The organism is Sphingopyxis sp. YF1 (assembly GCF_022701295.1).
Lineage (GTDB): Bacteria > Pseudomonadota > Alphaproteobacteria > Sphingomonadales > Sphingomonadaceae > Sphingopyxis.
Window position 1 is genome coordinate 3,205,712 of record NZ_CP033204.1, and the last position, 24,615, is coordinate 3,230,326.

Sequence of the window (24,615 nt, forward strand, 5' to 3'; positions counted from 1 at the left end):
ACAAGCGCGCTTCGATCCGGTCAGGGGTTGCGGTTCCGAATGATGACGATTCAGCCAAGGGACCGATCCCATGCTCGACAAAGACGATATCCACCGCCGCATCGAAACCCCCGACATGAAAGACTATGGCGTCTACCTCGCGGTCGACCGCCTGCTCCAGTGCCAGAAGCCGCTCGCCACGCTCTGCACTCCCGACGAGCTCCAGTTCCAGATCGTCCACCAGGTCGAGGAATTGTGGATGAAATTGATCGCTTTCACTCTTGCCGAAATCGATGGCCATATGGCCGCGGGCGAGACGATGCGCGTGCTCAGCCTGTTCGACCGCGTAAACCGGATCATGCGTCTGATGACGAGCCAGCTTTCGCTGCTCGAGACGATGAGCCCCTTCGACTATCAGTCGATCCGGCTCGAACTCGGCAACGGATCAGGACAGGAAAGCCCCGGCTTCCAGCTGCTGCTCACTTTGCCCCAGCCGCTTTGGGCGCGCTACAAGACCGCCTATCTCGATCCCGCGGGACGGACCGTCGCCGATGTCTACGACACCGGCTATGCGCATGATGAGGCCTATATGGTCGCGGAAGCGCTGGTCGAATTCGACGAACAGTTCCAGATCTTTCGCGCGGTCCACATCTACCTGATCCACCGCTCGATCGGCATGGGATCGAAATCGCTGAAGGGTCGCCCGGTCGAACTGCTCAACGCCGGCGCGCGGCACCGCTTCTTTCCCGAATTGTGGGACATTCGTGCCGAGATGACCGATCGCTGGGGCGCCGAATATGGCGTCAAGCGCGACAGCATCAGCAGCGGCGCGGCAGGGCACGGGAGCGGGCTGTGACAGGCGCGCTGCTCCGACCGGGCGCGACCGACCGCTTCCACCTGCCTCCGGACGTCACCTATCTCAAGAGCCACAGCGTGGGGTGCCAACCCCGCGCTGCGGCAACCGCGCTGCAGGCGCGGCTGCTCGATTCGTGGCGCGAACAGGGCGAGGCTTGGCCCGACTGGCTCGCCGCGATCGACGATTGGCGTGCGGCGCTCGGCGAATTGATCGGAGTCGAGGCATGCGACCTATGCCCCGCAACCAATGTCAGCGCAGGGCTGTCACGCTATCTCTCGGCGCTCGGGCAGGCGACCGATCGCCGCACCATCCTGCTCGCGCCGAGCGCCTTTCCCACTATCGGCTATGTCGTTGGCGGGCTCACAGCCACCGGATGGACTGTGCGCTATCTGCCCGACGAGGACGACGTCCGCGATCCGGCGAACTGGACGGCCGCACTCGACGATGATGTCGCGCTGGTCATCGCGATGCACGTCAGTTCGAACAGCGGCGCGCTCGCCGACATGACGGGCATTGCCGCGACGGCGAAAGCAGCGGGCGCACGCTGCATCGCCGACTGCGCGCAGTCGGTCGGGGTGGTGCCCGTGGCCCCCGCCGCCTGGGGCGTCGACGCGGTGATCGGGACAAGCGTCAAATGGCTTTGCGGCGGCCCCGGCGCGGCGTGGCTGTGGGTTGCACCTCACGATCGCACCGCGCTCACCCCGACCGAACGCGGCTGGTGGAGCCACGACGATCCGTTCGAGATGGATATCCACGCCTTTCGCTACGCCACCGACGCAAAGCGGTGGTGGGGCGGCACGCCCGATGTCGCGCCGTTCATCCTGTCGGCTGCGGGGATCGCCGAGATCGCGGCGATCGGCGTCGACGCGATCGCCGCGCACAATCGCGCGCTGCAGGCGATGCTGCGCGACGCGCTCGAAGATTGGACCCAGCAATGGCGCTGGCCGACGGGTGCGATCGGCGGAACGCTGTGTATCGACACCGGCGCCGACCAACCGCGCGTCGCAGCGGCGCTCGACGAGCACCGGCTCCGTGCGGATTTTCGCGGCACGGTCATGCGGCTGTCGTTCCACGCCTATAATGACGCGAACGATGTCGAGCGGACGGCGGCGGCGCTCGGCTCATATCCAAAGGGGCTCGCCATGAGAGAGGGGTAGCCAAGCGTCGGCACAGACGGCAAAAGCGATTCGACAAAGGAGCTCTTCCCCATGAAATCGTTGCCGCTTGCCGCCCTTCTCGCCGCTTCGCTCGCGTTTGCGCCCCCTGCCGCGGCCAAACTGTCGAAGGCGGAGGCCGCGATGACGCGCACCGTCGCCGCCGAGCAGGAGCGTTCGATCGCGCTGCTCGAACGGCTGGTCAATCAGAACAGCGGATCGCTGAATCTCGCGGGCGTCGAGAAGGTCGGGGCGATGATGCGCGCCGAACTCGAACCGCTGGGTTTCACGGTGACGTGGAAACCGACTCCTGAAACGAAACGCGCGGGACATTTGATCGCAGTGCGCAAGGGGCGCCCCGACGCCAAGCGCCTGCTCCTTATCGCGCATCTCGACACGGTGTTCGAACCCGATTCGCCCTTCCAGCGCTTCACCCGCAAGGATGGCTGGGGCGAGGGTCCGGGCGCGGGCGACGACAAGGGCGGCATGGTCGTCATCGTCGCGGCGCTGCGCGCGATGCAGGCAGCGGGCACGCTGAACGGCGCCAACATCGAAATCCACATGACCGGCGACGAGGAAGACGCAGGCGATCCGGTCGCGCTGGCGCGCGCCGACCTGGTCGAGGCGGGCAAGCGCAGCGACGTCGCGCTCGATTTTGAAGGCCTGGTCCGCGACGATGGCGCCGACATGGGCTCGATCGCGCGGCGTTCGTCCGAAAGCTGGACCGTTACCGCCACCGGCAAGAGCGCGCACAGTTCGGGCATCTTCAGCGCCGATGTCGGCGATGGCGCAATCTACGAACTCGCGCGCATCGTCCGCGATTTCCGCGCCGAACTGCCCGAACCCAACCTGACCTTCAACGTCGGGCTGATCGCGGGGGGACAGGAAGCCGCGCTCGATGCGGGCGGCATCCGCGCCACCGCGACCGGCAAGACCAACATCGTCGCCCCGATCGCGATCGCGCGCGGCGACCTGCGCACGCTGTCGGGCGAACAGTCGGCGCGCGTCAGGGCAAAGATGGCGGCGATCGTCGCACGCCACCTGCCCGGCACCGGCGCGACGCTTGCCTTCGATCCGGGTGCCTATCCGCCGATGGCGCCGACCGACGGCAACCGCGCACTGCTCGCCAAGTTGAACGGCGTGAACCGTGATCTCGGTCTCGCCGAAATGGCGCCGCTCGATCCGCTCAAGCGCGGCGCCGGCGACATCAGCTTCGTGGCGGCCGACGTCGACGGCATCGCGGGACTCGGTCCCTATTCGACCGGCGACCACGCCCCGGGCGAAAAGGTCGAACTCGACAGCATCACGCGCCAGGCGACCCGCGCCGCCATCCTGATGTCGCGCCTCGCCGCCGAAAAGCGCGTCGCGCCTTGATTCCTTTGCTGCCGTCATTAGGTAGCAATCCGAGACGTAATTCAACGCCGATGGGAGACAGAGAATGAGCGATACCGAAACGCACCTGAAACAAAATTACATCGGCGGCAAATGGGTCGACAGCAAGGGCGGCAAGCTCCACGACGTGATCAACCCCGCGACCGAAGAAGCGGCCTCGACCGTCGTGCTCGGCACCGCCGCCGACGTCGACGACGCTGTCACGGCGGCGAAAGAGGCCTTCAAAACCTATTCGCAGACCACGCGCGAGGAACGGCTCGAACTGCTTGGCCGTATCGTCGAGGAATATAAGAAGCGCGGTCCCGACCTCGCGAAATCGATGGCGGCCGAAATGGGTGCCCCGGTCAGCTTTGCGGGCACCGCACAGGTCGGCGCTGGCATCGGCGGCTTCCTCGGCACGATCGCGGCATTGAAGGATTTCTCCTTCACCGAACAATATCACGCCGGCACGCTCGCCTACGAGCCGATCGGCGTCGTCGGCATGATCACGCCGTGGAACTGGCCGCTCAACCAGATCGCGCTCAAGGTTGCACCCGCGCTCGCCGCCGGCAACACCATGATCCTCAAGCCGTCCGAAGAATGCCCCGGCAATGCGGTGATCTTTGCCGAGATCCTCGACGCCGCGGGCGTGCCGCCGGGCGTTTTCAACCTCGTTCAGGGCGATGGCCCGACGGTGGGCAACGCGATTTCGTCGCACCCCGGGATCGAGATGGTGAGCTTCACCGGCTCGACGCGCGCCGGCATCCTCGTCGCCAAGGCGGCGGCCGACACGGTCAAGCGCGTCCATCAGGAACTGGGCGGCAAGTCGCCGAACATCGTCCTGCCCGACGCCGATTTCGCCGCGGTGCTCCCCCCGACGGTTCAGGGGGTGCTCGTCAACACCGGCCAGAGCTGCATCGCCCCGACGCGCATCCTCGTCCAGAAGGAGCGCGAAGCCGAAGCGGTCGGCGTCATCAAGGCGATGTTCGACGGCACCTCGGTCGGCGACCCGACGCAGGAAGGCGGCCATATCGGACCGGTGGTCAACAAGGCCCAATATGACAAGATCCAGGACCTGATCCAGTCGGCGATCGACGAAGGCGCGAAGCTCGAAACCGGCGGCACCGGCCTGCCGAGCAACGTCAACCGCGGCTATTATATCAAGCCGACGGTCTTCTCGGGCGTCACCCGCGACATGCGCATCGCCAGGGAAGAAGTCTTCGGTCCTGTCGCGACGGTCATGGCCTATGACGATCTCGACCAGGCGGTCGATATCGCCAACGACACCGAATATGGCTTGTCGGCGGTGATCTCGGGCGATCCGGCAAAGGCCGCCGCCATCGCGCCCAAGCTGCGCGCCGGCATGGTCGCGGTCAACGCCTGGGGTCCCGGACCCGGTGCGGCGTTCGGCGGCTACAAGGCGTCGGGCAACGGCCGCGAAGGCGGCTTGCTCGGGCTCAAGGATTTCATGGAAGTGAAATCGATCAGCGGCATCCCGGCGTAACCCCTTAATCCTCCCTGCCGGGTAGCGGTGGGGAGGGGGGCCGCTCGCGAAGCGAGTGGTGGAGGGGCCGCGCCAAAGCCCCGCCGTCAGCGGCTGCGCTGCTGCCACCTCCCCATCGCTTCGCGACAGGGAGGATCCAGCCCCTCCCGTTTACGGGAGGGGTTTTGCTATGGGCCGATAGCGTTTATGCGCCCCCCATCATGATCACCCGCTCCCCCCTCGCTCCCGCCGCTTTTCCCGCGCTTCCCGATATCGCCGGCGTCACCCTCCGCGTCGCGCGCGCGCATTACAAGCAATGGGACCGCTGCGACCTCACCTATGTCGAGCTCGCGCCGGACACGACCGTCGCCGGCGTCTTCACGCGCAACGTCTGCTGCTCGTCCGAAGTCGAGCTCGGCCGCGAACAGGTCAAGCGCGGCACGGGCCGCGCGCTGATCGTCAACGCGGGCAACAGCAACGCCTTCACTGGCTATCGCGGCCGCGAGGCGGTCGAGCAGATCATGGATCAGGTCGCCGGCCACCTCGGCTGCGCGCGCGAGGATGTTTTCGTCAGTTCGACCGGCGTCATCGGCGTCCCGCTGCCCAAAGACAAGGCGCGCGCCGGGGTCGCGGCCGCGCTGACCGCCGGGCCCTGTTCGTGGGAAGCCGCCGCCGAGACCATCGGCACCACCGACACCTTCGCCAAGGGATCGGGCGCCAGCGCGGTGATCGGCGAACGGACGGTGCAGGTGGCCGGCATCGTCAAGGGATCGGGGATGATCGCCCCCGACATGGCGACGATGCTCGGTTATATCTTCACCGACGCTGCGGTCGCGCCCAAGCTGCTGCAGGCGATGCTGAGCGAGGCGACGGGCGGCAGCTTCAACAGCATCACCGTCGACAGCGACACCTCGACCAGCGACACGGTGCTGCTCTTCGCCACCGGTCGGGCGGGCAATCCGCCGCTCGAATCATGGGACGATGCCGGGGCCGACGCACTCTACGCGGCGATCCGGCAGGTCGCGCTCGACCTCGCGCATCAGGTCGTTCGCGACGGCGAGGGCGCGTCGAAATTCATCGAGATCGAGATCACCAGCGCCACCGACGACCACAGCGCGAAGCGCGTCGCGCTCGCCGTCGCCAACTCCCCGCTGGTCAAGACCGCGATCGCGGGCGAGGATGCGAACTGGGGCCGCGTCGTGATGGCGGTGGGCAAGGCGGGCGAACCCGCCGACCGCGACCGCCTCGCAATCCGCTTCGGCGACCATTGGGTCGCGAAACAGGGACTACCGGTCGAGGGCTATGACGAGGCGCCGGTCGCTGCGCATCTCAAGGGACAGAACATCCGCATCGGCGCCGATCTCGGCCTCGGCGACGGCCGCGCGACCGTGTGGACGTGCGACCTCACCCACGGCTACATCAGCATCAACGCCGACTACAGGAGCTGAGCCTCCAATCCCGTCATTGCGGGGAAGCCGAAGGCGACGCGGCAATCCGGAGCTGCATATGCCGCCCCTGGATTGCTTCGCTCCGCTCGCAATGACGAGGTTGTGATTTAGAGCGCGCCCTCGAGCCAGCCTTTGAGCGCGCTCTTCGGCGCCGCACCGACCTTGGTGTCGGCGATCTCGCCATTCTTGAACAGGATCATCGTCGGAATGCCGCGCACGCCATATTTGCTCGGCGCATCGGGATGGTCGTCGATGTTGAGCTTGGCGATCACCACCTTGCCCGCCAGTTCGTCCGAGATTTCCTCGAGCGCCGGCCCGATCATCTTGCACGGACCGCACCATTCGGCCCAGAAATCGACGAGCACGGGGGTGTCGCTGTCGAGCACATCGGCCTGGAAGCTGGCGTCGCTGATCGCTTTGGTACCCATTGGGAATCTCCTGAATATCTGTTGCCGCCAAGCTAGGAGTTGGCGGCGCCCGGCTCAAGGGGCGAAGCTGGCAAATTCGCCTTCATCGCCAGCAAGCCCGGCTTGTGCGGCGCCAGCGCAGCGTCGTCCAGCGCGAGCAACCGCGGCCCTGCCGTATAAAGCAGCGCGGCAGTGACCCGCCGTCCGGGAAAGATCACCGTCAGCGCGTCGCGATACGCCGCCATCTGCCGCAGATAGGCGGGTGCCACTTCGGACGCATCCGTCGGAACATGCCGCCCGGTCTTGTAGTCGATCACCGTCACCGCATCGGTCGTGACGAGCAACCGGTCGACGATCCCCGCAACGACTGCGCCGCCCTCGACCACCGCCGACAGCGGCACCTCGGCCAGCGAACCGGGGCCGAAGATCGCGCCATGGGCGGGGTCGCCCAGCACCGCGAGCACCTCGTCGACCAGCGCGCCACGCGCCGCTTCATCCAGCTCGGAGGCTTGTACCGCGAGCCAGTGCAGCGCCGCCGCGCGCCGGCGCTCGGGCGCCACCGGCGGCAGGCGCTCGAACAGCGAATGGAGCAGCAGCCCGCGCGTCACCGCGTCGGCGCGCACGCTCCCCTGCGGCGGCGTTGCGACATCGTCGTCGCCGAGCGACGAAGGCGCGAGCGGGCGCGGCGGGCGCGCCTCCTCGGGCGCGGCGGCATGCACCCAATCGGGCAGGACGAGCAGCGGCGGCGTGGTTTTCGCCGCCTTTGTCGCTTTTGCCCATTTTCCGCCGTTGGCGCGATGTACCCGTCGCCGCGACCAGTCGGGTCCGGCATCCTCCCATTCGTGCCCCATATCCCTGAGCACCGCATCGGCCGCGGCGTGCCAGCTTGCCTCGGGTACGCTGCGGTCGGGCTTCTTCGTCACCCCGGCGACGACGAGAATTTCCTCGGCGCGCGTTATCGCGACATAGAAGAGCCGCCAATGCTCCTGCGCCGCGGCGTCGGCAGCTTCCTGATAAGCCTTGGCGAGCGCGCCGTGCCGTTCGTCGGCGGGCACCGCGAAGACCGGGAGCTTTTCCCATCCCGCGACGTCGACGGTGAAGGGCCGGTGACCGATCGCCGCATCGTCGGTCGCATCGGCGAGGATGACGATCGGCGCCTGCAAGCCCTTCGACCCGTGCACGGTCATCACGCGGACGACGTCGCTGCGCGCCTCGGTCTGGCGCTTGATATCGGCCGCGCTTTCTTCGACCTGCGTCAGGAAACCGAGCAGCGACACCGTCTCGCGCGTCTCGAAGGCGAGCGCCTGACCCAGCAGTTCGTCGATCGGATCGCGCGCCTCGCGCCCGAGCCGCGCAAAGAGCTTGCGCCGCCCGTCGATCGGCCCCGACAGCAGGGTGTCGAGGAAGCGGAACGGCGTGGTGAAATCGGCCATGTTCAGCAGCGCGCGCAGCGCCGCCATCGTCCCCGCGGGCATGTCGCCCTCGGCAGCGCGAAGATGCTCCCAGATCGCGGCGCGCCCGCGTGCCCTGGTGCGCGCATAAAGCTCGTCCTGCGTCCAGCCGATCAGCGGCGAGACGAGCAGCGCCGCGAGATTCAGGTCGTCGAGCGGCTGCACCGCAAAACGCATCGCCGCCATCAAATCCTGCACGGCAAGCGGCTGGGTCAGCGCGAAGCGGTCGACGCCCGCGACGGGGACGTGCAGCGCCTGCAGCCGCGCGACGATTCGCGCCGCGAGATCGCGGCGGCGACGCACAAGGATCATCACGTCGCCCGGCGACACGGGGCGTCCGTCCTTGCCATGTTCGATCCACTGCCGGACCTCACCCGCGATCGCGCGCGCCAGCCGCATGCTCGCGGGATCGCTCGCGGGCAGGCTCGAATCGCCGCCCCCCTCGTCCCCGCCGTCTTCCGCGCCCGTCTCCTCGGTGGCGGCATCGAGCGCCCTGCCCACCGGCAACGGCTCCCACAATTCGACCTGTCCGGCGTGCGCCTCGCGGAACGGTCGGTGCGGCGGTTCCTCGCCGGCGAGCCCCATCGCCGCGGTCCCGCCAGTCGCCAGCCAGGCATCGACGACGCGGAGCACCGCGGGGGTCGAACGATAGTTGGAAACCAGATCGACCTGCTGAAACGGCTGCCCGCCGATCTCGCCCATCGCATGGAACATGTCGCGCGCGGTTGCGAAGGCCTTGGGCTCGGTGCCCTGGAAGCCGAAGATCGCCTGCTTGCGGTCGCCGACGGTGAACAGCGTGCGAATGCGCTCTTCGCTGGCACCGACGCCCGCGAAAAACTCCTCGGCGAGCGACAGGACGATTCCCCACTGGCGCATGTTGGTGTCCTGCGCTTCGTCGACCAATATATGATCGGTGCGCTGGTCGAGCTTGAAGCGCACCCATTCGCCGAAACTGCTGACGCGCAGCAGCGTGCCCGCCAGCGTGATCAGATCGTCGAAATCGGCGAGCCCCGCTTCGCGCTTGGCGAGTGCATAGGCCTCGGCAAAACGGCTACCGAGCTTCCACGCCGCCGCCAGTTCGTCGGCGACGCGCATCGCCGCAACGGTGCCGCGCAGCGCCGCCGCTGCATCGACGATGCACACGGCGCTGTCGACGCAGTCGGTCATCTTGCCCTTTTCGCCGGCGAAATCGGCGCGCAACTCGCCCTTGCCGGTCAGGAAACAACCGAGCAATTCGTCCAGCATCGCTGCGCGCTTCGTCGCGTCGGCCATCAGCCAGCCGACCATCACGTCCGAACAGGCGAGCCCGGTCTTGGTCCCCCACGCCGCACCGCTCGCCGCCACCGCCTTGATGTCGGCATCGGCGACGGCCTCGCCCGCGAGTTCGGCGGCGAGCCAAGCATCGGGATCGCCGCCGGGCAGGTCGAACGCCGCGCGCAGATCGTGCGCGGCGGGCGGCAACAGCGCGCGCGGACCGCCGAAAGCGGCAGCGCAGCTCGACAGGAAGGACAGCGCGGCATCGGGACCCAGCCGCCGCGACAGCGCCGCGGCCGCACCGCGCTGCGCATCGCCTTCGCTCGCGGCCTCGCCGAGCAGATCGCCCAGCACCTGCCGTTGCAGCGCCGCCGCCTCATCCTCCTCGATCGCGCGAAAGCCGGGCAGCAGCTTCGCCTCGAGCGGGAAGCTCGCGAGCAGCGTCTGGCAGAAACTGTGGATCGTCTGGACGCGGATCGCGCCGCCCGGGCTGTCGATCACCGTGGCGAACAGCGCGCGGGCGCGCGCCATCAGCCCCGGCCGATCCCAGTCGAGGCCGAGCGCATGCAGGTCGAGCCGCAATTCCCCATCGGCCATTCGCACCCACGCCGCGAGCCGCTCGTGGATACGGTGCGCCATCTCGGCAGCGCCCGCCTTGGTGAAGGTGATGCACAGGATCGCCTCGGGCGACACCCCGTCGAGCATCAGCCGCAGCACCCGCGCCGACAGCACCTGCGTCTTGCCGGTGCCCGCCGACGCGCCGAGCCAGACATGGCGTTCGGGGTCGGCGGCGGCGCCCTGTCGCGGGTCGAGCGTCGCGAGGCCGGACGGCTTGCTCATGCGCCCTCCTCCCCGCGCCCGAACCATTCGTCGCGGCGCATCAGCTGGTCATACTCCCCATAGCCCGCCGCCTCGCCCGGCACGAAGGGCGCTTCGCCGAACAGGTAGGAAGCCGCCAGTTCCGACAGCGCGTCAGCGGCATGGTCGATCGCCGCCTCGGCGGTCTTGAGGTCGCTGCGAGGCCCATAAGTGTTGCTGATCTTCCCCGCCCCGCCCGCGCGGCGATCGGGACGCAGGCTCCAATATTCAAGGCTCGCAACCGGCGCCGCGGCGATGCCCACCATGCCACCCTCGCGCGCGATCAGGCCGAGCAGCCCCAATTGGTTGTCGAGCTTCGCATAAGCCGCTTTCGTGCTCGGCGCGCCGCCCGACTTGTAATCAACGATCGCGAGACCGCCATCGGCGTCGCGGTCGATCCGGTCGGCTTTGCCGTGCAGCGTCAGTCCGCCGTCGGTCCATTCGCCGCGTACCTCGACATCGACCGGCACGCGTACGCCGGCTTCGCGGACCTGCGCCGCCGCCCAGCGCAGCGCCGGTTCGATCCGCGGCAGCCAGAAAGCGCGCGCGATCGCGTCGAGCGCGGGGTCGGCCGCCAGCGCCGCAAGCGCAGCCTCGAAGCCGTCCGCCGTCGCGCCGCCACGCACCCAATCCTCGAACAATTTGTGCACACGCGTGCCGCGCCAGCGGGGGTCGGGCGCGGCGCTCAGCGGGTCGAGCGCCGACAGGCCGAGCATCTGGTTGGCATAATAGGCATAGGGATCGCGCGCGAGCCGGTCGACCGCCGTGACGCTGATCCGGCGCGGGCGCTCGCCGGCGGGGGGCGCGGGACGCGGCCGGGCCACGGGCTGCGGGTCGCCCGGCGGGACGTCGAGCTCCGCGGCGAGCCGCGTGACCGCTACGCCCCCTGGCGCGGGCTCGGGCAGATCGCCCGCGAGCGCCGCCAGCCGCAGCCAGAAGCGCGACGCCACCGCGGGGTCGCCACCGCTTCGCCGCGCGCGCGTCACGACGATCTCGCCCGCGCCAAGCGCACCCGCAAAGTCGTGCGCCGCGGCGCCCTGCTGGCGTTCGGGCGCGGGCAGGCCAAGCAGGCGGCGGATGCCCGGCGCGAGCCACGGATCGGGCTGCATCGCCGGGGGCCAGCGCCCTTCGTCGAGCCCGCCAAGGATCATCAGGTCGGCGCGCTGCAATCGCGCTTCGAGCAATCCCCAGATAAACAGACGCGGGTGTCCCCCGTAAGGCGGTCGCACGCTTTCGGCGGCGAGGAGCTGGTCCAGCATCGCGGGGAAATCACCGGGATCGACCAGCGACGGCCCATCGCCGCGCGCCAGCGCCCATTGATCGAACAATCCCGCCAGCGCGCGTCCTGCCGGTCCGCTCCACACCGCGTCGCCCGCCAGCATCTCGAGCGCCGCCTGCAATGCGCCGAGCAGGACCGCGGGCGGCGAAGGCGAAGCAAAGGGCGCGAGCGCCGTATCGAGCGCGGCCGCCACCGCATCCCACCAGGGTTGAAGCTGTACCGCGAGCGCGTGCCCGCGCGACCGGGGGTCGGCGGCGCACCGGGCGATCCGTTCGCTCACCCCGGCGCGTCCCGGTGTCAGCCCCGGCTCGCGCAGCAACAGGTCGAGCCGCCGGACCTGATCGAGCCACGCCGTGCGCCCCTCGCCCTTGCGGACCAGCGGATGGCCGAGCAAGGCCACCAGCGCGATCGGATCGAAGCGCGCCGCCAGCTCGGCGAGCAGCAGCACAAGGGCCCCCGGCGGTGTCTTCGACAGGGGCTGGCCCGCGCTGTCGTCGACCGAGATACCCCAGCGCGCCAGCGCCGCCGCGACGCGTTCGGCCAGACCGCGATCGGGGGTGACCAGCGCCGCCGTCCGCCCGGCTGTCTCGATCGCCTCGCGCATCAGCAGCGCGATGCCCTGCGCTTCCTGCCCGTCGTCGGCAAACACCGCGCCCGACAAACCCGCCGTCGCCGCCGACTGGTCGCCCGCGGTCTGCCACTGCGCGGTAAATTCGGCGGGGGCGAAGAGCAGCGAGACGAAAGGCGAGCGGGCGGCGGGACCGTCGAACGCCGAACCCGCGTCCCACTCGACGACTTCAGCGCGCGCAACGCCCATGCGGTCGAGCAACAGCTTGAGATGATATTGCGGATGGGTTTCGAGCGGCCGGGCCCGGTTTTCGGGATCGGCTTTCGTCGGCCCGAGCGCCTCCCATTCTTCCGCGGTCATCACCGCATCGAGCCCCGGCAGCACGACCATGCCGCGCGCCATGTCGGCGACGGTGCGCAGCAGCCGCGCGACCGCGGGCGCCGCGGTGGTGATGCCCGCGGCGACGGTGAAGCGCGCGGGCGGTGCGACGCGCCAGCCGTCCGCCACCCGGTCGAGCAGCCGGTTGCGCCGCGCCGCGCGGTCGATGTGCCCCGTCCGGGCGAGGACGTCCGGCCAGTGATCGACGAGCAGCCGAAGCCGCCCGAGCGAGGCGCGCCAATGATCGGCGAAGGCGCCGAGGTCGAGATCGACGAGCGCAGCCGGCGCGACCTCCTCATAATGAAGCTGGTCGATCACCCGCGCGAGCCCTTCGGCGAGCTGGAACGCTGCCGCGCCGCGGATCGCCTCTTCGCCCGCAGGGGTATGGCGTTCGATCAGTTCGGCGAGCAGCAGGCGGCGGCGCAGCGGTTCGATCGCGGGGGGCATCGCCCCCGTCTCGTCGATCGGGTCAAGCGCGAGCGCGACGCTCTCGTCGAGGTCGGCGTCGCCGATCACCGCGAGCCGGGGCATCAGCAGCCCCGCCCCGCCGGCGCGCACGAACGCCGCCTGCACCGCGCTCCGCGCGCGGTTGCTCGGCAGCAGGATCATGCCTTCGGCGAGCCCCAGCGCACCGTCGGCAAAGCGCGCGGTCAGCCCGGCGACGAGCGCATCGGCGAAGGCCCGGTGGACCGGGATGGAGAAGACGGCTGGATGCGAGGCGGATGACACCCGCGCAGCCTTAGCGCAAAATCGCGGGCGCGCGACCCCCGACATCGGGCCCGCCCTTCATCCCGGCCAAAACCGATCAGACCTCGGTCAGCGCCGTTTCGGTCGGGGCGATGGCCGTGGGGGTTCCGACTTCGAACCACTGTCCCATATGCGACAGGCCGTAGAGCCGCCCTGCCGCGATCGCGCGGTCCCACAACATGTTCGTCGAAAAGGCGCCGTCAGGAGCATCTTCCAGCAATCGCGGCGAAATCAGCTGGACGCCGGTGTAGACGAACGGCGCGACGCGCCCCGCCCTGCGACGCGACAGCCGGCCCGAGGGATCCATGTGGAAATCGCCGCGTCCCGAATGCCCGGTCGCGCTCGCCTGCCGGATCACCAGCAGCAGCGCGTCCATGCGCGCGCCGTCCCAGTGGCTCGCGAGGTTCAGGATGCTGTCCTGCGGCCCGTCGGTCCAGATATTGTCGCTGTTGACGATCAGGATCGGGTCACCGCGCAGCTGCGGCAACGCTTTCACCATCCCGCCGCCCGTCTCGAGCAGATGCGCGCGCTCGTCCGAAATCGCGATGCTGAACGGCCGCCGCTGCGCCGCGAGATGCGCCTCGAGCGCATCGGCGAGATAGTGGACGTTGACCACGACATGCGGAATGCCTGCCGCCTCGATGCGGTCGAGGCTGTGGTCGATCAGCGCCTTGCCCGCGACGCGGACCAGCGGCTTGGGCCGCGTCGCGGTCAGCGGACGCATGCGCTTGCCGATCCCCGCCGCCATCACCATCGCGCTTTCGATTGTCACCGGTTTCGGATCCTTCACGTCCATGCCTCCGCGCGCTTGTCGGCGGGAATATTGGCGTCGAACCATTGCCGGACGGGGACAAGCGCGGGATGCGCGAGATCGCGTTCGAGCAGTCCCCACATGCGCGGCTGAAACTGGCGATAACCGGGCTTGCCGTCGCGCTTCCACAGCCGCACGAACACGCCCAGGATGCGCGTGTTGCGCTGCGCCGCGAGCGCCCAATAGGCATTGCGGAACGCCGCGCCCTGCCCCGTCGCCGCGGCATAGCGGTCGAGCATCGCGGCCTCGACTGCCGGGGTCACGTCGCGCCGCGCGTCCTCGAGCACCGAGGCAAGGTCGTAGGCGGGGTGGCCGACGAGTGCGTCCTGGAAATCGAGCAGCCCGTAATGCGCAATCCCGTCGCGGTCGCCGACGAGCATGATGTTTTCGGCGTGGAAATCGCGCAGCACCGTAACGCGCGGCAGGCCGTCGGCCTCGATCGGCGCCAGCGCCGCCTCCCATGCCGCGCGGAACGCGTCGCGATCGACGTCGATCCCCAGCGCCGGGCAATACCAGTCGCTGAACAGCATCACCTCGTCGAGCCATTGTTCGAGGCCATGCACCGGCAGCCCCGCCATCGGCGGTCGCGCGTGCAGGTGGACCAGAAGGTCGGTCACCCCGGCATAATGGCGCGCTTCGCGATCGGGCGCGCCATCGATCGTCTCGCGCAGCCGGACATCGCCGAAATCCTCGATCAGCAGCAACCCCCGGTCGAGGTCGCGCGCGAGGATCACCGGCGCGCTCAATCCCTGATCGCACAGATATTCGGCCACCGCGATGAAGGGACGCGGGTCCTCGTGTGGCGGCGGAGCGTCCATCAGCACCGCCTGCCGCGCGCCGTCGACGACGCGAAAATAGCGACGAAACGAGGCATCGCCGGCAAGCGGGAAGATTGTCGCGTCGCCCCAGCCATGCGCGGCGAGGAAGGCGGGCGCATGCGGGGGCGGAATCATCGGAGCGGCCATCGGCTCCCCCAAGACGTCGGCACCGCGGCTGTCAAGGCGCGCGCGTCGCCGCTCCCCGAAATCGTGATCGACAGCGCGCCGGGCCAGCCCTCTGCCCCAAGTCGCTCGGGCCATTCGATCAGCAGCACGCCGTCGTACAGATAATTGTCGAGCCCCAGTTCGATCAGTTCGTCCGGCGCCTCGATGCGGTACAGGTCGACATGCGCGATCGGCAGGTCGACCTCGGGCGGCGCATAGGGCTGGACGATCGCGAAGGTCGGGCTCGGCGCTTCGCCGGCCAGCCCGCGCGCCTTGAGCATCGCGCGCGCCAGCGTCGTCTTGCCCGCGCCGAGATCGCCCGACAGCAGCACGACGTCGCCGGGCTCCAGTGCCGCGCCGATCGCCGCGCCGATCCGGCCGGCATCGGCAAGGTCATAGTCGCAACGATAGTCGGTCATGCACGCGGCAGGCTGATCCGCACCAGCGTCCCCTGTCCCTTCTCGCTCATCACCTCCATCGTGCCGCCGTGCGCCGCGACGAGCTGGCGCGCGAGCGCGAGGCCGATGCCGCCCGACTGTGTCCCCGCCTGTGTCCCCCGCGTCACCGCGGCGACCGCGTCGGGCATGCCGGGACCATTGTCGGAGACGATGATGTCGAGGCCCTTCGCGTCGCCATCGGCGTGGAGCAGCACGCGGCCGCCCTTCTTGCGGCTCGGCGCGGTATAGCGCACCGCATTGTCGAGCAATCCGGCAACCAGCCGCGACAGGCGCGGCGCATCGCCCTCGATGTTGCCGAGCGCAGCCGACAGGTTGCCCGCCAGCTCGACACCCTCGGCGTCCGCGAGCGGCCTCGCTTCGGCGAGCGCGCCTTCGAGCAGCGCACGCACATCGACCGGTGCGCGTTCGACCGCGAGCGTCCCCGCCTCGCCCTGCGCAAGGTCGAGGACATTGTCGATCTGGCGCGACAGCACCGCGACCGAATCCATGATCGCCTCTACATAGGCGCCCTGCTGGTCGGACAGGGGCCCCGCATAACCCGCCTGCAGCATTTCGCCGAAGCCACCGATCGAGGTGAGCGGCGTCCGCAGCTCATAGCTCATCCGTGACAGGAAGGCCGTCTTGACCTTGTCGGCCGCCTCCAGCGCCTCGTTGCGCTCGCGCAGCGCGCTTTCCATCTTCCGGCTGTCGGTGACGTCGAGCATGATCAGCAACGCATTGCCGTCGGGAAGCGGGATCGCGGCAAAATCGAAATGGCGGCCGTCGCGAAAGCGGATTTCGCCCGCGCGCTGTGTGCGTTCGAGCGTCGCGGCGCGGATCACCTCCTGCACGATGCTGATCTGGTTGGGTTTTGCCAGCCGGTCGGCCAGCCCGCCCATCAGCGCATCGACGCGTGGATGCGCCGCCAGCGTCGGCTCGTCGACCCCCCACAGGCGGCGGAAACGCTGGTTCCACAGGTGCAGTCGTCCGTCGGGCGCGAACACCGCGACCGCCTCGAACAGATTGTCGAAGGTCGCGGTCCGCACACGCAGCAGCGTGTCGCGCGCGCCGGCCAGCTGGACCTGCTCGGTGCGGTCCTCGGCGATCAAGAGCAGCCCGCCGTCGGGGGTCGGCTGCGCGACGACGCGCAGATGCGTCCCGTCGCGCAGCAACCAGTCTTCCTCGCTGGCATGCGCCAGCGCGAACCAGTCGACATGCGCCTGGCGCCATTCCGGAAAATCGCGCACCTCGGGCGTTCGTCCCGCCTCGCGCCACGCCTCGAGCAGCCGCGCGAAATCGGGGCGCTCGGCCACCTGTTCGATATCGAGCCCGAACAAGCGGCGAAACGGCTGGTTGGCAAAGCTCAGGCCATGGTCGCCGTCGAACTGGGCGACCGCCGCCGAGAGCCGGTCGAGCAACTCGCGCTGGGTGTCGGCAAAACGGCGATGCGCGCCGCGTTCGCTCTCCAGTTCCTGCACGTCGATCGCATAGCCGGCGACGCCGATCGACTTGCCGCCCTGCGGCGCCAGCGGCACGTCGACGACGCGCATGATCCGCCGCTCGCCGGCGATCGTCACCGGCACGGTGCGCATCTGCGCCGCCCCCGCAAGGCGCGCCTGTTCGGCCGCCTCGGCGGCGCTGACCCCCGCGACGGGCTCGAGCAGCTCGATCCCCTGCTCGATCACTGCCGCCGCACCCGGCGCCTCGACCGCCTTCACATAGGCGAGGTTGACGAGCGCAAGTTCCAGCCGGGTGTCGCGGAACCACATCGGAAAGGGCGCGACTTCGATCAGCCCCGACAAGGCCTCGAACGCCGCCATCGCCTCGTCGCGCTCGTGCTTGAGCTGGAATTGCGACGCGAGGCTGTCGGTCGCGTCGTCGAGCCACAGGAGAACGCTGCCCGCGCCGCCGATGCTGACGGGCGCCGGCGTGCCGTGCACGAAGAGCGTGCGCGCGCCGCCCTGCGGTCGCAGGCTCATGACAAAGGGCTTGGCGCCGCGCTGCGCACCGAGGATCGCCTGGCGCAGCGCTTCATGCTCGCCCGCATCCAGCCCCGCGTCGAGCCCGCGCAACTCGTCGAAATTGCGCGGTCCGCGCTCGAGCCCGAGCCAGCGGCCGAGCCGCTCGCTCGCCTCGATCCGCCAGTCGCCGCGCACCACCACGGGCAAATAGGGCGACACGTCGATCAGATTGGCCAGCCGGTCGGTCTGCGCCGCGGCAAAGGCCGACCGTCGCTGCATCGCGATCCCGCGCGCGGCCGCCCACAGGCCGAGCAAAAGCCACAACGCCGCGAAACCGCCGAGCGCGAACAGCATGGTCGGGGACAGCGTGCCGCTCATTCCCGGTCAAATCTCCGCATTTCCGCCGCCGACACGCTTGTCATGATCGCCAGCCCTAGAGGCGATACCAGCAGGTTTCAATCGCATGTCACAGCGAAACGGCGCGTCCCATCCTCCGATGGGCGCGCCGTCCACAGTTTTGATGCCGTTCGCATATCCCGCATCGCAGCCCTGAGCCTGTCGAAGGGCGTTTCTCGGGATAGGCGCCCTTCGACAAGCTCAGGGCTACGGTCAGATTGAATCGGAAGAAGTTCGATCAGTAGCGATAGTGATCGGGCTTGAACGGGCCTTCGACCGGCACGCCGATATAGTCGGCCTGCTTCTGCGTCAGCTTCGACAGATGCACGCCCAGCTTTTCGAGGTGCAGCGCCGCGACCTTTTCGTCGAGATGCTTGGGCAGGACGTACACGTCGTTCTTGTACTGCTCGCTGCGCGTCCACAGTTCGATCTGCGCCAGTGTCTGGTTGGTGAAGCTCGCCGACATCACGAAGCTCGGGTGGCCCGTGGCGTTGCCGAGGTTCACGAGGCGGCCCTTCGACAGGATGATGATCTGCTTGCCGTCGGGGAATTCGACGAGGTCGACCTGCGGCTTCACTTCGGTCCACTTGTAGTTCGCGAGCGCCGCAATCTGGATCTCGCTGTCGAAGTGACCGATGTTGCAGACGATCGCCATATTCTTCATCGCCGCCATATGTTCGGCGGTGATCACGTCGGCGTTACCGGTCGCGGTGACGAAGATGTCCGAGCGCTTCACGGCTTCGTCCATCGACACGACCTCGAAGCCTTCCATCGCCGCCTGCAGCGCGCAGATCGGGTCGATTTCGGTGACGAGCACGCGCGCGCCGCCGTTGCGGAGCGACTGCGCCGAACCCTTGCCGACGTCGCCGAAGCCGGCGACGGTCGCGACCTTGCCGGCGAGCATCACGTCGGTGCCGCGGCGGATCGCGTCGACGAGCGACTCTTTACAACCATAAAGATTGTCGAACTTCGACTTGGTGACGCTGTCGTTGACGTTGATCGCGGGGAAGGGCAGCTCGCCCTTCTTGGCGATGTGGTACAGACGGTGGACGCCGGTCGTCGTTTCTTCCGACACGCCCTTGATCGCCTTGACCGTCTTGGTGAGGTAGCCCGGGTTCGCGGCAACGAACGCCTTCAGCGCGCGCTGCATTTCGATCTCTTCCTCATTCTCGGGCGCCGGCATCGTCTCGCCGGCTTCGAGCTTGGCACCCCACAGCGCGAACATCGTGGCGTCGCCGCCATCGTCGAGGATCAGGTTGCAGGTCGTGCCGTCTTCCACGCCCCAGTCGAAGATGCGGCCGACATAGTCCCAATAATCGGCGAGGCTCTCGCCCTTCACCGCGAACACCGGCACGCCCGACGCGGCGATCGCGGCGGCGGCATGATCCTGCGTCGAGAAGATGTTGCACGTCGCCCAGCGGACTTCGGCGCCAAGCGCGGTCAGCGTCTCGATCAGCACCGCGGTCTGGATCGTCATGTGCAGCGAACCGGTGATGCGCGCGCCCTTCAGCGGCTGCGCGGCGCCGAACTCGGCGCGCAGCGCCATCAGGCCCGGCATTTCGGTTTCGGCGATGTTGATTTCCTTGCGGCCGAAGTCGGCAAGGCCGATGTCGGCGATCACATAGTCACGGGTGTCGGCGGCGAGAGTGGCCACGGATTTGTCTCCATTCAGGCAGTTCGGCCGCAGGCGAGCGGCCACGAATTGTCGAGCAATTATGCCCGGCGCCCTAGCCGAAAGCGCGCTTGCGATCAAATATAAACTTTTCTTTATATCGCGAATGCGGGCCGCTTGAACGACGCGCGCGACGCGGGTCGCCGACGCGAATCACCGCCCGCAAAACCGACGGGCGGCGCGAAATAATTTTCGGCCGACGCAATTGTGACACTCGCTGCCGCGCGATTGTGACAGCGAGTCGCAAAGTCCAAGATTCTGAAAATCCTGACTTATAATGCGCCTTGCGACGATCTTAATCCGGATTTGTGACAACAATGTTACAAACCCCCGAAAACATTGACTTTTCCTTGCCTGCGCGAGAAAATCGGCCAAAGTTTTCGGGGAGATAGAAAGATGAAAAAAATCCTGCTGCCGCTCGTCGCCTTCGCTTTCGCGGCGCCTGCCGCGGCACAATCGATCATCGTCGTCACGGGTCCGGAAAGCGATCCGCAGCAGCTGCCCGTCGCCTATGCCGAGCTCAAGGCGGGCGACAATCAGGGTGCGCTCGAACGGCTGGCCGGCGAAACCACGGTCGACGAACGCGATCCGTCGCGGCTGATCAACATGGGAACCGCCTATGCGCGCCTGGGTCGCACCGGCGATGCCGCCACCTCGTACGAGGCCGCGCTCGCCAGCCCGATCCGCTACGACCTCGAACTGTCCGACGGGCGCTATGTCGATTCGCGCTGGGCTGCGCGCACCGCGCTCGCCAATCTCAAGGGCAACCGCCCGCTGCTCGCGCTCGCGCGGTAGCAATCGCGTGACCGTCGCCTCCGTCCGCACGGGGGCGACACCGGCCTAGGCCTCGCCGCCTTCGGTCGTCAGCAGTCGCGCATCGATCCCCGCCTCGGCAAAGGCCGCCTGCCAGCGCTCGCCCGGTGGCGTGTCGAACAGCAGCCGGTCGCTCCCCGGGGTGACGTGCCAGCCATGGCGGACCATCTCGCCCTCGAGTTGCCCGCCACCCCAGCCTGCATAGCCGAGCGCCACCAGCCAGCGCGACGGGCCGCGCCCGCCGCCGATCGCGCGCAAGATGTCGTGCGAACTCGACAGCATCCAGCGGTCGGCGACCTGCACCGCGCCTTCGCCGCCCCAGTCGGTGCTGTGCAGCACGAAACCGCGCGTCTGCTCGACGGGGCCGCCCAGGAAGACCGGCGTGTCGAGCGGATCGTCCTCATGCGCGATGTCGAGCTGGTCGAGTACCGCGCCGACCGTCATGCCGTCAATCGGGTCGGCAATCCCGATCCCCATCGCACCGCTCTCGTCGTGGCTGATCATCGCGATCACCGAATGTTCGAAGCGCGGATCGCCGATTCCGGGCAGCGCGAGCAGCAATTGGCCGGTGAACCAGGGCGGGGCCGTTTCCATCGCGCCATCATGCCGCGCCGCGCCGGTGCGGTCCAGCCTCTTTGGCCGCCGGTCAGGCCTGCGGCGGACAGGCGGGTGCGGGCGCCGCGCCGGCCTCGGTCGCCGGGCGGCGGTGTGCTGCGATGCACGACAGGACGCTGGCGACGACGAAAACGAACGCGACCGCTTCGGGCAGCGTCGGGCCGCGCCCTTCCCACGCGAAGGCATAGAGCAGGGCAAAGAGCGTTTCGAACAGGATCATCTGGCCGACAAGCGTCAGCGGCAGCAGGCGGCTGGCGCGGTTCCACAATGCATTGCCCGCGATCGAGGCGAAAAGCGCGACCCCGAGCGACACGCCCGCGAACATCCGCCAGTCGGCCGCGGTCTGCGTCCAGTCACCGAGCCACAAGGCGAGCGGGAGCAGCACCAGGCTCTGTGCCCCCGTGACGAGGCCGAGCAGCAGGTTCCAGTCGTGCGACGGCATGTCGCCGAGCCGCGCCAGCCAGCGCGCGTTGCTGACGGCGTAAGCGGTCCACGACGCGAGCGCCCCGAGCGCGCAGAGCAGCCCGAGCAGCGGCGCGAGCGTGGCGGCTGCCGCGAGTGCTTCGACCGCCTGCCAGCCGATGCACAGCGCCCCCGCGGCGCACAGCAGCAGCGACGGCGCGAGCCGGGCGAGTGACACCGCACCCCGCTCGCGGCTGCCGATGATCGTCACCGCGAGCGGCAGGAAGCCGACGACGAGCGAGGTCATCGCGATGCCGCCCATCTGCACCGCGCCCGACAGCAGGATATAGTAGAGCGTGTTGCCCGCGAGCGCGAGCCAGCCGAGCGCCACCCATTCCTGCCGGCCGAGCCGCGATACAAGCGCCTTCCAGCGCGGCGCAACGAGGAGCAGCGCGATCAATCCGTATGCGAGATAGCGACCGACGGTGAGCTGGAGCGGATCGAAGGCGCGCGCAAGCTCGGGGGCAAGGAAGACGAGCCCCCACAGCGCGCCTGCGCCCGCGCCGCACAAGACGCCGGTCAGCGTCGCATTTCCGTTCCGAACCATCTTGCACCATCCAGGCTTTTCGATCGGAGCGGGTCATATCATCGCGGGCGCGAGCGATGCGCTCTTGATCGGGGGCCGAAATGCAACAAAAACCCGCCCATGATCCGTTCTGCTTCCCGATCGCCGCGCAATCTCGATTCGTTCGATCGCGCGATCCTGCGCCTGGTCCAGCGCGACGCGAAAATGCCGCAACGGCGGATCGCCGAGGCAGTGAACCTGTCGGCCGCCGCGGTGCAGCGACGCATCGCGGCGATGGAAGCGGCGGGGGTGATCACCCGCAACGTCGCGCTGGTCGATCCCGACGCGGTTGCGCTGACGATCACCTCGGTCGTCGAGGTGCGGCTGCACGACGAACGCGTCGCGACGGTCGACGCGGCGAAGGCGCTGTTCCGCGGCACCCCCGAGGTGCAGCAATGCTATTATGTCACCGGCGGGATCAGCTTCGTGCTGGTGATCGTCACATCGGACATGCGCGCCTATGAGGCGCTAACGCGGCGGCTGTTTGCCGAAAATGACGGCATCGAAAGCTATCGTTCGCTGATCGCGCTCGACCGCGTGAAGGCCGACACGAGCATCATCATTCCCTGAACGCGAAAGCGATCAGCGGAAGAAGCAGTTGGTTCCGGCAAACAACGCGTCGATCCTGGCCGCATCGCCGGGCGCTGCAAAGATCGCACCGATGGCCTGGTCACCGCCGCCGAGGCGCACCTCTTCGCCGAGCGTACTGCCCGCGACCGCTTCGAGCGTCACCGCTTCGCCCGCGCGGGCGCGGGTGGTGCCGATGCCCGTGCCGGCCATCGTCGAGTATATGTAGGCGCCGGGTTCGTTGCCGAGAAACCAGCCGACGAACCTGCCGCCCTGAAAGTTGAGCGTCATCGCGTCGTAGCGGGTGAATTCCATCGGGCCGGCGCCGCATTCGGCGTTGGCGCTGCGATCATCCTCCTTGCCCGCGACATTGGCGAGCGCTGCTTCCGCCTGCGCACGCGCGATGCCGAAGGCGAGCAGGCTGGTTTTGCCGCTGGCCTTGTCGACGAAACGCAGCCCCCCGCCGTCGAGGCCGACCGCCATGGTCGCCGCAGCAGGGCCATCGGCCTTGGCTTCGGGCACGGGCGGTGCGGCAGGGTCGGCATCGGCAGGGACCGTCTCGCCGGGGGGTTTGCACGCCGCAAGACCCAGCACCACCGCGAGCATCGCCGCCTTGCGCATCGCCTATCTCCTTCGCCGGACCGCCAGCACCACTATCGCACCGAGGGCGGCGAGCGCCATATCCTTTTGCGCGTCCCAGATGTCGCCCTGCTGGCCGTTGTAGCGATCGGCGGTCGCCCCCGCCGCAACGATGGTGAGCAGCCATTCGAAGATCTCGTAGAGACACGAGAGCGCCAGCACCCATGCGAGGACCGCCAGCGCCGCGCCGCGCGCGGTCAGGCCGCCCCAGCGCCTTGCGATTTCGGCGACCGGGACCACCGACAGCGCCCCGAAGGCGAAATGGACCAGGCGGTCATAATGGTTGCGGCCCCAGCCAAAGGCATCGGACAGGGTGCCGCCGGTCAGCGCGACCGCCCAGTCGTCATACGGGACATTGCTGTAGGCGTAGCGACCGCCAAGCGTGTGAAGCGCCAGAAAGGCGGCGATGCACGCGACCGACGCGGTCGAGAGCGGCCAGCGGCGCAGCAGCCATGGCGACGCGATCAGGGTCAGCAGCGTCGGAATATGCTGAAGCAGCGCAACCTCGGGATAGGGCTGCGCGACCTGCGCGAGGAGCAGCAGCGCCGCGAGGAGGACGAGCAGGCGGCGCTGCGCGGGCGGGATGCTCATCCGCAGCTTCCTCTCACCAGCGCAGCGACATGCAGCTGAGCCCCGCATCGATATGCGCGATCTGATCGGTAGCGAGCGCGCGGAACGCGATGCCGCGCGCTTCCAGCAGCGCGTGCGTCGCAGGCCAGCGATCACCGACGAGGACGGTGTCACCGATGCGCAGGATGTTGGCGGCTGCGTCTTCGCCGGGCGGGGTCATCACAACCTCCAGTCCCGCGAACTGCGGACAGTCGCCGAGCGCGGGTACGGCAAGGATCGTGCGATCGTCAATCAACCCGCAGCCGGTCTTGAAATGGAGCACGCCGGGCGGCGTGTCGGCAATCTCGGCGCGGTAGCCGAGTTGGGCGAGGAGCCCGGCAAGTTCCTCGGCGCCGGGGCGGTCGGTCCGCGCCGACAGGCCGATGATCACCCGGTCGGCAAGGCGCAATATGTCGCCGCCATCGGCATGCCCGGGGCCGGTCATTTCGAGGAGGCGCCGATGATGCGCCGCGATCGGTACGCGGATATGCGCGACCTCGCCGGCGCGGCTCGGCGCGCCGGGGCGGAGCAGGATCGCGCCTTCGGGGAAAGTCAGCGCGACATCTTCGGTGAACAGCGCGTCGGGGAAATCATCGAGCGGTTCGAGGACGTCGACCGCAAGACCGAGTTCACGGAGCGCCCCGACATAAGCCTCGTGTTCGGCGACGAGGCCGGCGAAATCGGGGTCGGGTCCGCCACCGGCACGGATGCCCTTCACCGCCGAGGGGGCGGGGCTGCGGACGATGGCGTAAGTGAAGGCACAGGGGCTGGGCATTTCAGCGGCATAGCTTGAATATCGAGCTATCGCCAACGCGATCCTCCCCGTGGCGAAGCCATGGGGAGGTGGCAGCG

Annotated in this window: 20 protein-coding genes; 7 read left to right on the forward strand and 13 right to left on the reverse strand. The window is 68.5% G+C overall.

All coding sequences use genetic code 11. The features are described from left to right. Positions 1 to 70: 70 nt before the first annotated feature. The 5 genes from EAO27_RS15555 to argJ all read left to right on the forward strand — a co-directional run bounded on the left by EAO27_RS15555 (position 71) and on the right by argJ (position 6,291). Positions 71 to 835, forward strand: a complete 765-nt coding sequence (locus EAO27_RS15555) for a tryptophan 2,3-dioxygenase family protein (RefSeq protein ID WP_242771385.1) — start codon at positions 71 to 73, stop codon at positions 833 to 835. After that, positions 832 to 1,992, forward strand: coding sequence for an aminotransferase class V-fold PLP-dependent enzyme (locus EAO27_RS15560; RefSeq protein WP_242771387.1), 1,161 nt, complete (start codon positions 832 to 834; stop codon positions 1,990 to 1,992). Before EAO27_RS15555 ends, EAO27_RS15560 begins: the two co-directional genes overlap by 4 nt. Positions 1,993 to 2,043: 51 nt before the next feature. Further along, positions 2,044 to 3,363 (forward strand): M20/M25/M40 family metallo-hydrolase, encoded by a 1,320-nt coding sequence (locus EAO27_RS15565; RefSeq protein WP_242771389.1) that lies wholly within the window; start codon positions 2,044 to 2,046, stop codon positions 3,361 to 3,363. A 64-nt stretch (positions 3,364 to 3,427) separates the two neighbouring features. Further along, positions 3,428 to 4,864: an aldehyde dehydrogenase family protein gene (locus EAO27_RS15570; protein ID WP_242771391.1), complete on the forward strand. Its 1,437-nt coding sequence runs from the start codon at positions 3,428 to 3,430 to the stop codon at positions 4,862 to 4,864. Between the two features lie 200 nt (positions 4,865 to 5,064). Then, positions 5,065 to 6,291 (forward strand): bifunctional glutamate N-acetyltransferase/amino-acid acetyltransferase ArgJ, encoded by a 1,227-nt coding sequence (argJ, locus tag EAO27_RS15575; RefSeq protein ID WP_242771393.1) that lies wholly within the window; start codon positions 5,065 to 5,067, stop codon positions 6,289 to 6,291. A gap of 107 nt (positions 6,292 to 6,398) precedes the next feature. Here argJ and trxA read toward each other — a convergent pair whose 3' ends face one another. The 8 genes from trxA to ahcY all read right to left on the reverse strand — a co-directional run bounded on the left by trxA (position 6,399) and on the right by ahcY (position 19,475). Then, on the reverse strand, positions 6,399 to 6,719 hold the full coding sequence (gene trxA / locus EAO27_RS15580) for a thioredoxin TrxA (protein ID WP_242771395.1): 321 nt from the start codon (positions 6,717 to 6,719) through the stop codon (positions 6,399 to 6,401). Between the two features lie 32 nt (positions 6,720 to 6,751). Beyond that, a complete protein-coding gene (gene addA, locus EAO27_RS15585; RefSeq protein WP_242771397.1) occupies positions 6,752 to 10,243 on the reverse strand; it encodes a double-strand break repair helicase AddA in 3,492 nt (1,163 codons plus the stop codon). Next, positions 10,240 to 13,215, reverse strand: a complete 2,976-nt coding sequence (addB, locus tag EAO27_RS15590; protein WP_242771399.1) for a double-strand break repair protein AddB — start codon at positions 13,213 to 13,215, stop codon at positions 10,240 to 10,242. Before addB ends, addA begins: the two co-directional genes overlap by 4 nt. A 76-nt stretch (positions 13,216 to 13,291) precedes the next feature. Beyond that, positions 13,292 to 14,029: a nucleotidyltransferase family protein gene (locus EAO27_RS15595; protein ID WP_242771401.1), complete on the reverse strand. Its 738-nt coding sequence runs from the start codon at positions 14,027 to 14,029 to the stop codon at positions 13,292 to 13,294. Further along, complete coding sequence (locus EAO27_RS15600) at positions 14,020 to 14,997, reverse strand: phosphotransferase (RefSeq protein ID WP_242771403.1); 978 nt, start codon at positions 14,995 to 14,997, stop codon at positions 14,020 to 14,022. The genes EAO27_RS15595 and EAO27_RS15600 overlap by 10 nt, the downstream gene beginning before the upstream one ends. Continuing rightward, positions 14,994 to 15,446 carry a tRNA (adenosine(37)-N6)-threonylcarbamoyltransferase complex ATPase subunit type 1 TsaE gene (gene tsaE / locus EAO27_RS15605; RefSeq protein ID WP_242771405.1) on the reverse strand — a complete coding sequence of 151 codons (453 nt, stop codon included), beginning with the start codon at positions 15,444 to 15,446 and terminating at the stop codon, positions 14,994 to 14,996. Before tsaE ends, EAO27_RS15600 begins: the two co-directional genes overlap by 4 nt. Then, positions 15,443 to 17,803: a PAS domain-containing sensor histidine kinase gene (locus tag EAO27_RS15610; protein ID WP_242771407.1), complete on the reverse strand. Its 2,361-nt coding sequence runs from the start codon at positions 17,801 to 17,803 to the stop codon at positions 15,443 to 15,445. Before EAO27_RS15610 ends, tsaE begins: the two co-directional genes overlap by 4 nt. A gap of 256 nt (positions 17,804 to 18,059) precedes the next feature. Beyond that, positions 18,060 to 19,475 carry an adenosylhomocysteinase gene (gene ahcY / locus EAO27_RS15615; protein ID WP_242771409.1) on the reverse strand — a complete coding sequence of 472 codons (1,416 nt, stop codon included), beginning with the start codon at positions 19,473 to 19,475 and terminating at the stop codon, positions 18,060 to 18,062. Between the two features lie 414 nt (positions 19,476 to 19,889). On the opposite strand from ahcY, the gene EAO27_RS15620 reads away from it, so the two are divergent. Further along, complete coding sequence (locus EAO27_RS15620) at positions 19,890 to 20,288, forward strand: hypothetical protein (protein ID WP_242771412.1); 399 nt, start codon at positions 19,890 to 19,892, stop codon at positions 20,286 to 20,288. 45 nt (positions 20,289 to 20,333) lie between these two features. On the opposite strand, the gene EAO27_RS15625 is transcribed toward EAO27_RS15620, so the two are convergent. Beyond that, positions 20,334 to 20,900 (reverse strand): YqgE/AlgH family protein, encoded by a 567-nt coding sequence (locus EAO27_RS15625; RefSeq protein ID WP_242771415.1) that lies wholly within the window; start codon positions 20,898 to 20,900, stop codon positions 20,334 to 20,336. A gap of 52 nt (positions 20,901 to 20,952) precedes the next feature. Next, positions 20,953 to 21,930 (reverse strand): DMT family transporter, encoded by a 978-nt coding sequence (locus EAO27_RS15630; RefSeq protein ID WP_242771418.1) that lies wholly within the window; start codon positions 21,928 to 21,930, stop codon positions 20,953 to 20,955. Between the two features lie 99 nt (positions 21,931 to 22,029). Between EAO27_RS15630 and EAO27_RS15635 the strand changes: the two genes are divergently transcribed. After that, on the forward strand, positions 22,030 to 22,518 hold the full coding sequence (locus EAO27_RS15635; RefSeq protein WP_242771421.1) for an Lrp/AsnC family transcriptional regulator: 489 nt from the start codon (positions 22,030 to 22,032) through the stop codon (positions 22,516 to 22,518). A gap of 12 nt (positions 22,519 to 22,530) precedes the next feature. On the opposite strand, the gene EAO27_RS15640 is transcribed toward EAO27_RS15635, so the two are convergent. From EAO27_RS15640 to EAO27_RS15650, 3 genes are read right to left on the reverse strand one after another with little or no spacing between them, the layout of a single operon-like run. Next, on the reverse strand, positions 22,531 to 23,136 hold the full coding sequence (locus EAO27_RS15640; RefSeq protein WP_242771424.1) for a hypothetical protein: 606 nt from the start codon (positions 23,134 to 23,136) through the stop codon (positions 22,531 to 22,533). Positions 23,137 to 23,139: 3 nt separating this feature from the next. Further along, on the reverse strand, positions 23,140 to 23,745 hold the full coding sequence (locus EAO27_RS15645; RefSeq protein WP_242771427.1) for a DUF2238 domain-containing protein: 606 nt from the start codon (positions 23,743 to 23,745) through the stop codon (positions 23,140 to 23,142). Positions 23,746 to 23,758: 13 nt separating this feature from the next. Further along, positions 23,759 to 24,538 carry an arginine deiminase family protein gene (locus tag EAO27_RS15650; protein ID WP_242771431.1) on the reverse strand — a complete coding sequence of 260 codons (780 nt, stop codon included), beginning with the start codon at positions 24,536 to 24,538 and terminating at the stop codon, positions 23,759 to 23,761. Positions 24,539 to 24,615 lie beyond the last annotated feature (77 nt).

Coding starts and splice junctions, on each gene's coding strand:
- EAO27_RS15570 (WP_242771391.1), top strand. CDS start 3,428: ATGAGCGATACCGAAACGCACCTGAAACAAAATTACATCGGCGGCAAA.
- tsaE (WP_242771405.1), bottom strand. CDS start 15,446: ATGACCGACTATCGTTGCGACTATGACCTTGCCGATGCCGGCCGGATC.
- EAO27_RS15635 (WP_242771421.1), top strand. CDS start 22,030: ATGATCCGTTCTGCTTCCCGATCGCCGCGCAATCTCGATTCGTTCGAT.
- EAO27_RS15595 (WP_242771401.1), bottom strand. CDS start 14,029: ATGGACGTGAAGGATCCGAAACCGGTGACAATCGAAAGCGCGATGGTG.
- addA (WP_242771397.1), bottom strand. CDS start 10,243: ATGAGCAAGCCGTCCGGCCTCGCGACGCTCGACCCGCGACAGGGCGCC.
- EAO27_RS15645 (WP_242771427.1), bottom strand. CDS start 23,745: ATGAGCATCCCGCCCGCGCAGCGCCGCCTGCTCGTCCTCCTCGCGGCG.
- EAO27_RS15620 (WP_242771412.1), top strand. CDS start 19,890: ATGAAAAAAATCCTGCTGCCGCTCGTCGCCTTCGCTTTCGCGGCGCCT.
- EAO27_RS15640 (WP_242771424.1), bottom strand. CDS start 23,136: ATGCGCAAGGCGGCGATGCTCGCGGTGGTGCTGGGTCTTGCGGCGTGC.
- argJ (WP_242771393.1), top strand. CDS start 5,065: ATGATCACCCGCTCCCCCCTCGCTCCCGCCGCTTTTCCCGCGCTTCCC.
- EAO27_RS15610 (WP_242771407.1), bottom strand. CDS start 17,803: ATGAGCGGCACGCTGTCCCCGACCATGCTGTTCGCGCTCGGCGGTTTC.
- EAO27_RS15600 (WP_242771403.1), bottom strand. CDS start 14,997: ATGATTCCGCCCCCGCATGCGCCCGCCTTCCTCGCCGCGCATGGCTGG.
- EAO27_RS15565 (WP_242771389.1), top strand. CDS start 2,044: ATGAAATCGTTGCCGCTTGCCGCCCTTCTCGCCGCTTCGCTCGCGTTT.
- EAO27_RS15625 (WP_242771415.1), bottom strand. CDS start 20,900: ATGGAAACGGCCCCGCCCTGGTTCACCGGCCAATTGCTGCTCGCGCTG.
- EAO27_RS15555 (WP_242771385.1), top strand. CDS start 71: ATGCTCGACAAAGACGATATCCACCGCCGCATCGAAACCCCCGACATG.
- EAO27_RS15630 (WP_242771418.1), bottom strand. CDS start 21,930: ATGGTTCGGAACGGAAATGCGACGCTGACCGGCGTCTTGTGCGGCGCG.
- trxA (WP_242771395.1), bottom strand. CDS start 6,719: ATGGGTACCAAAGCGATCAGCGACGCCAGCTTCCAGGCCGATGTGCTC.
- EAO27_RS15650 (WP_242771431.1), bottom strand. CDS start 24,538: ATGCCCAGCCCCTGTGCCTTCACTTACGCCATCGTCCGCAGCCCCGCC.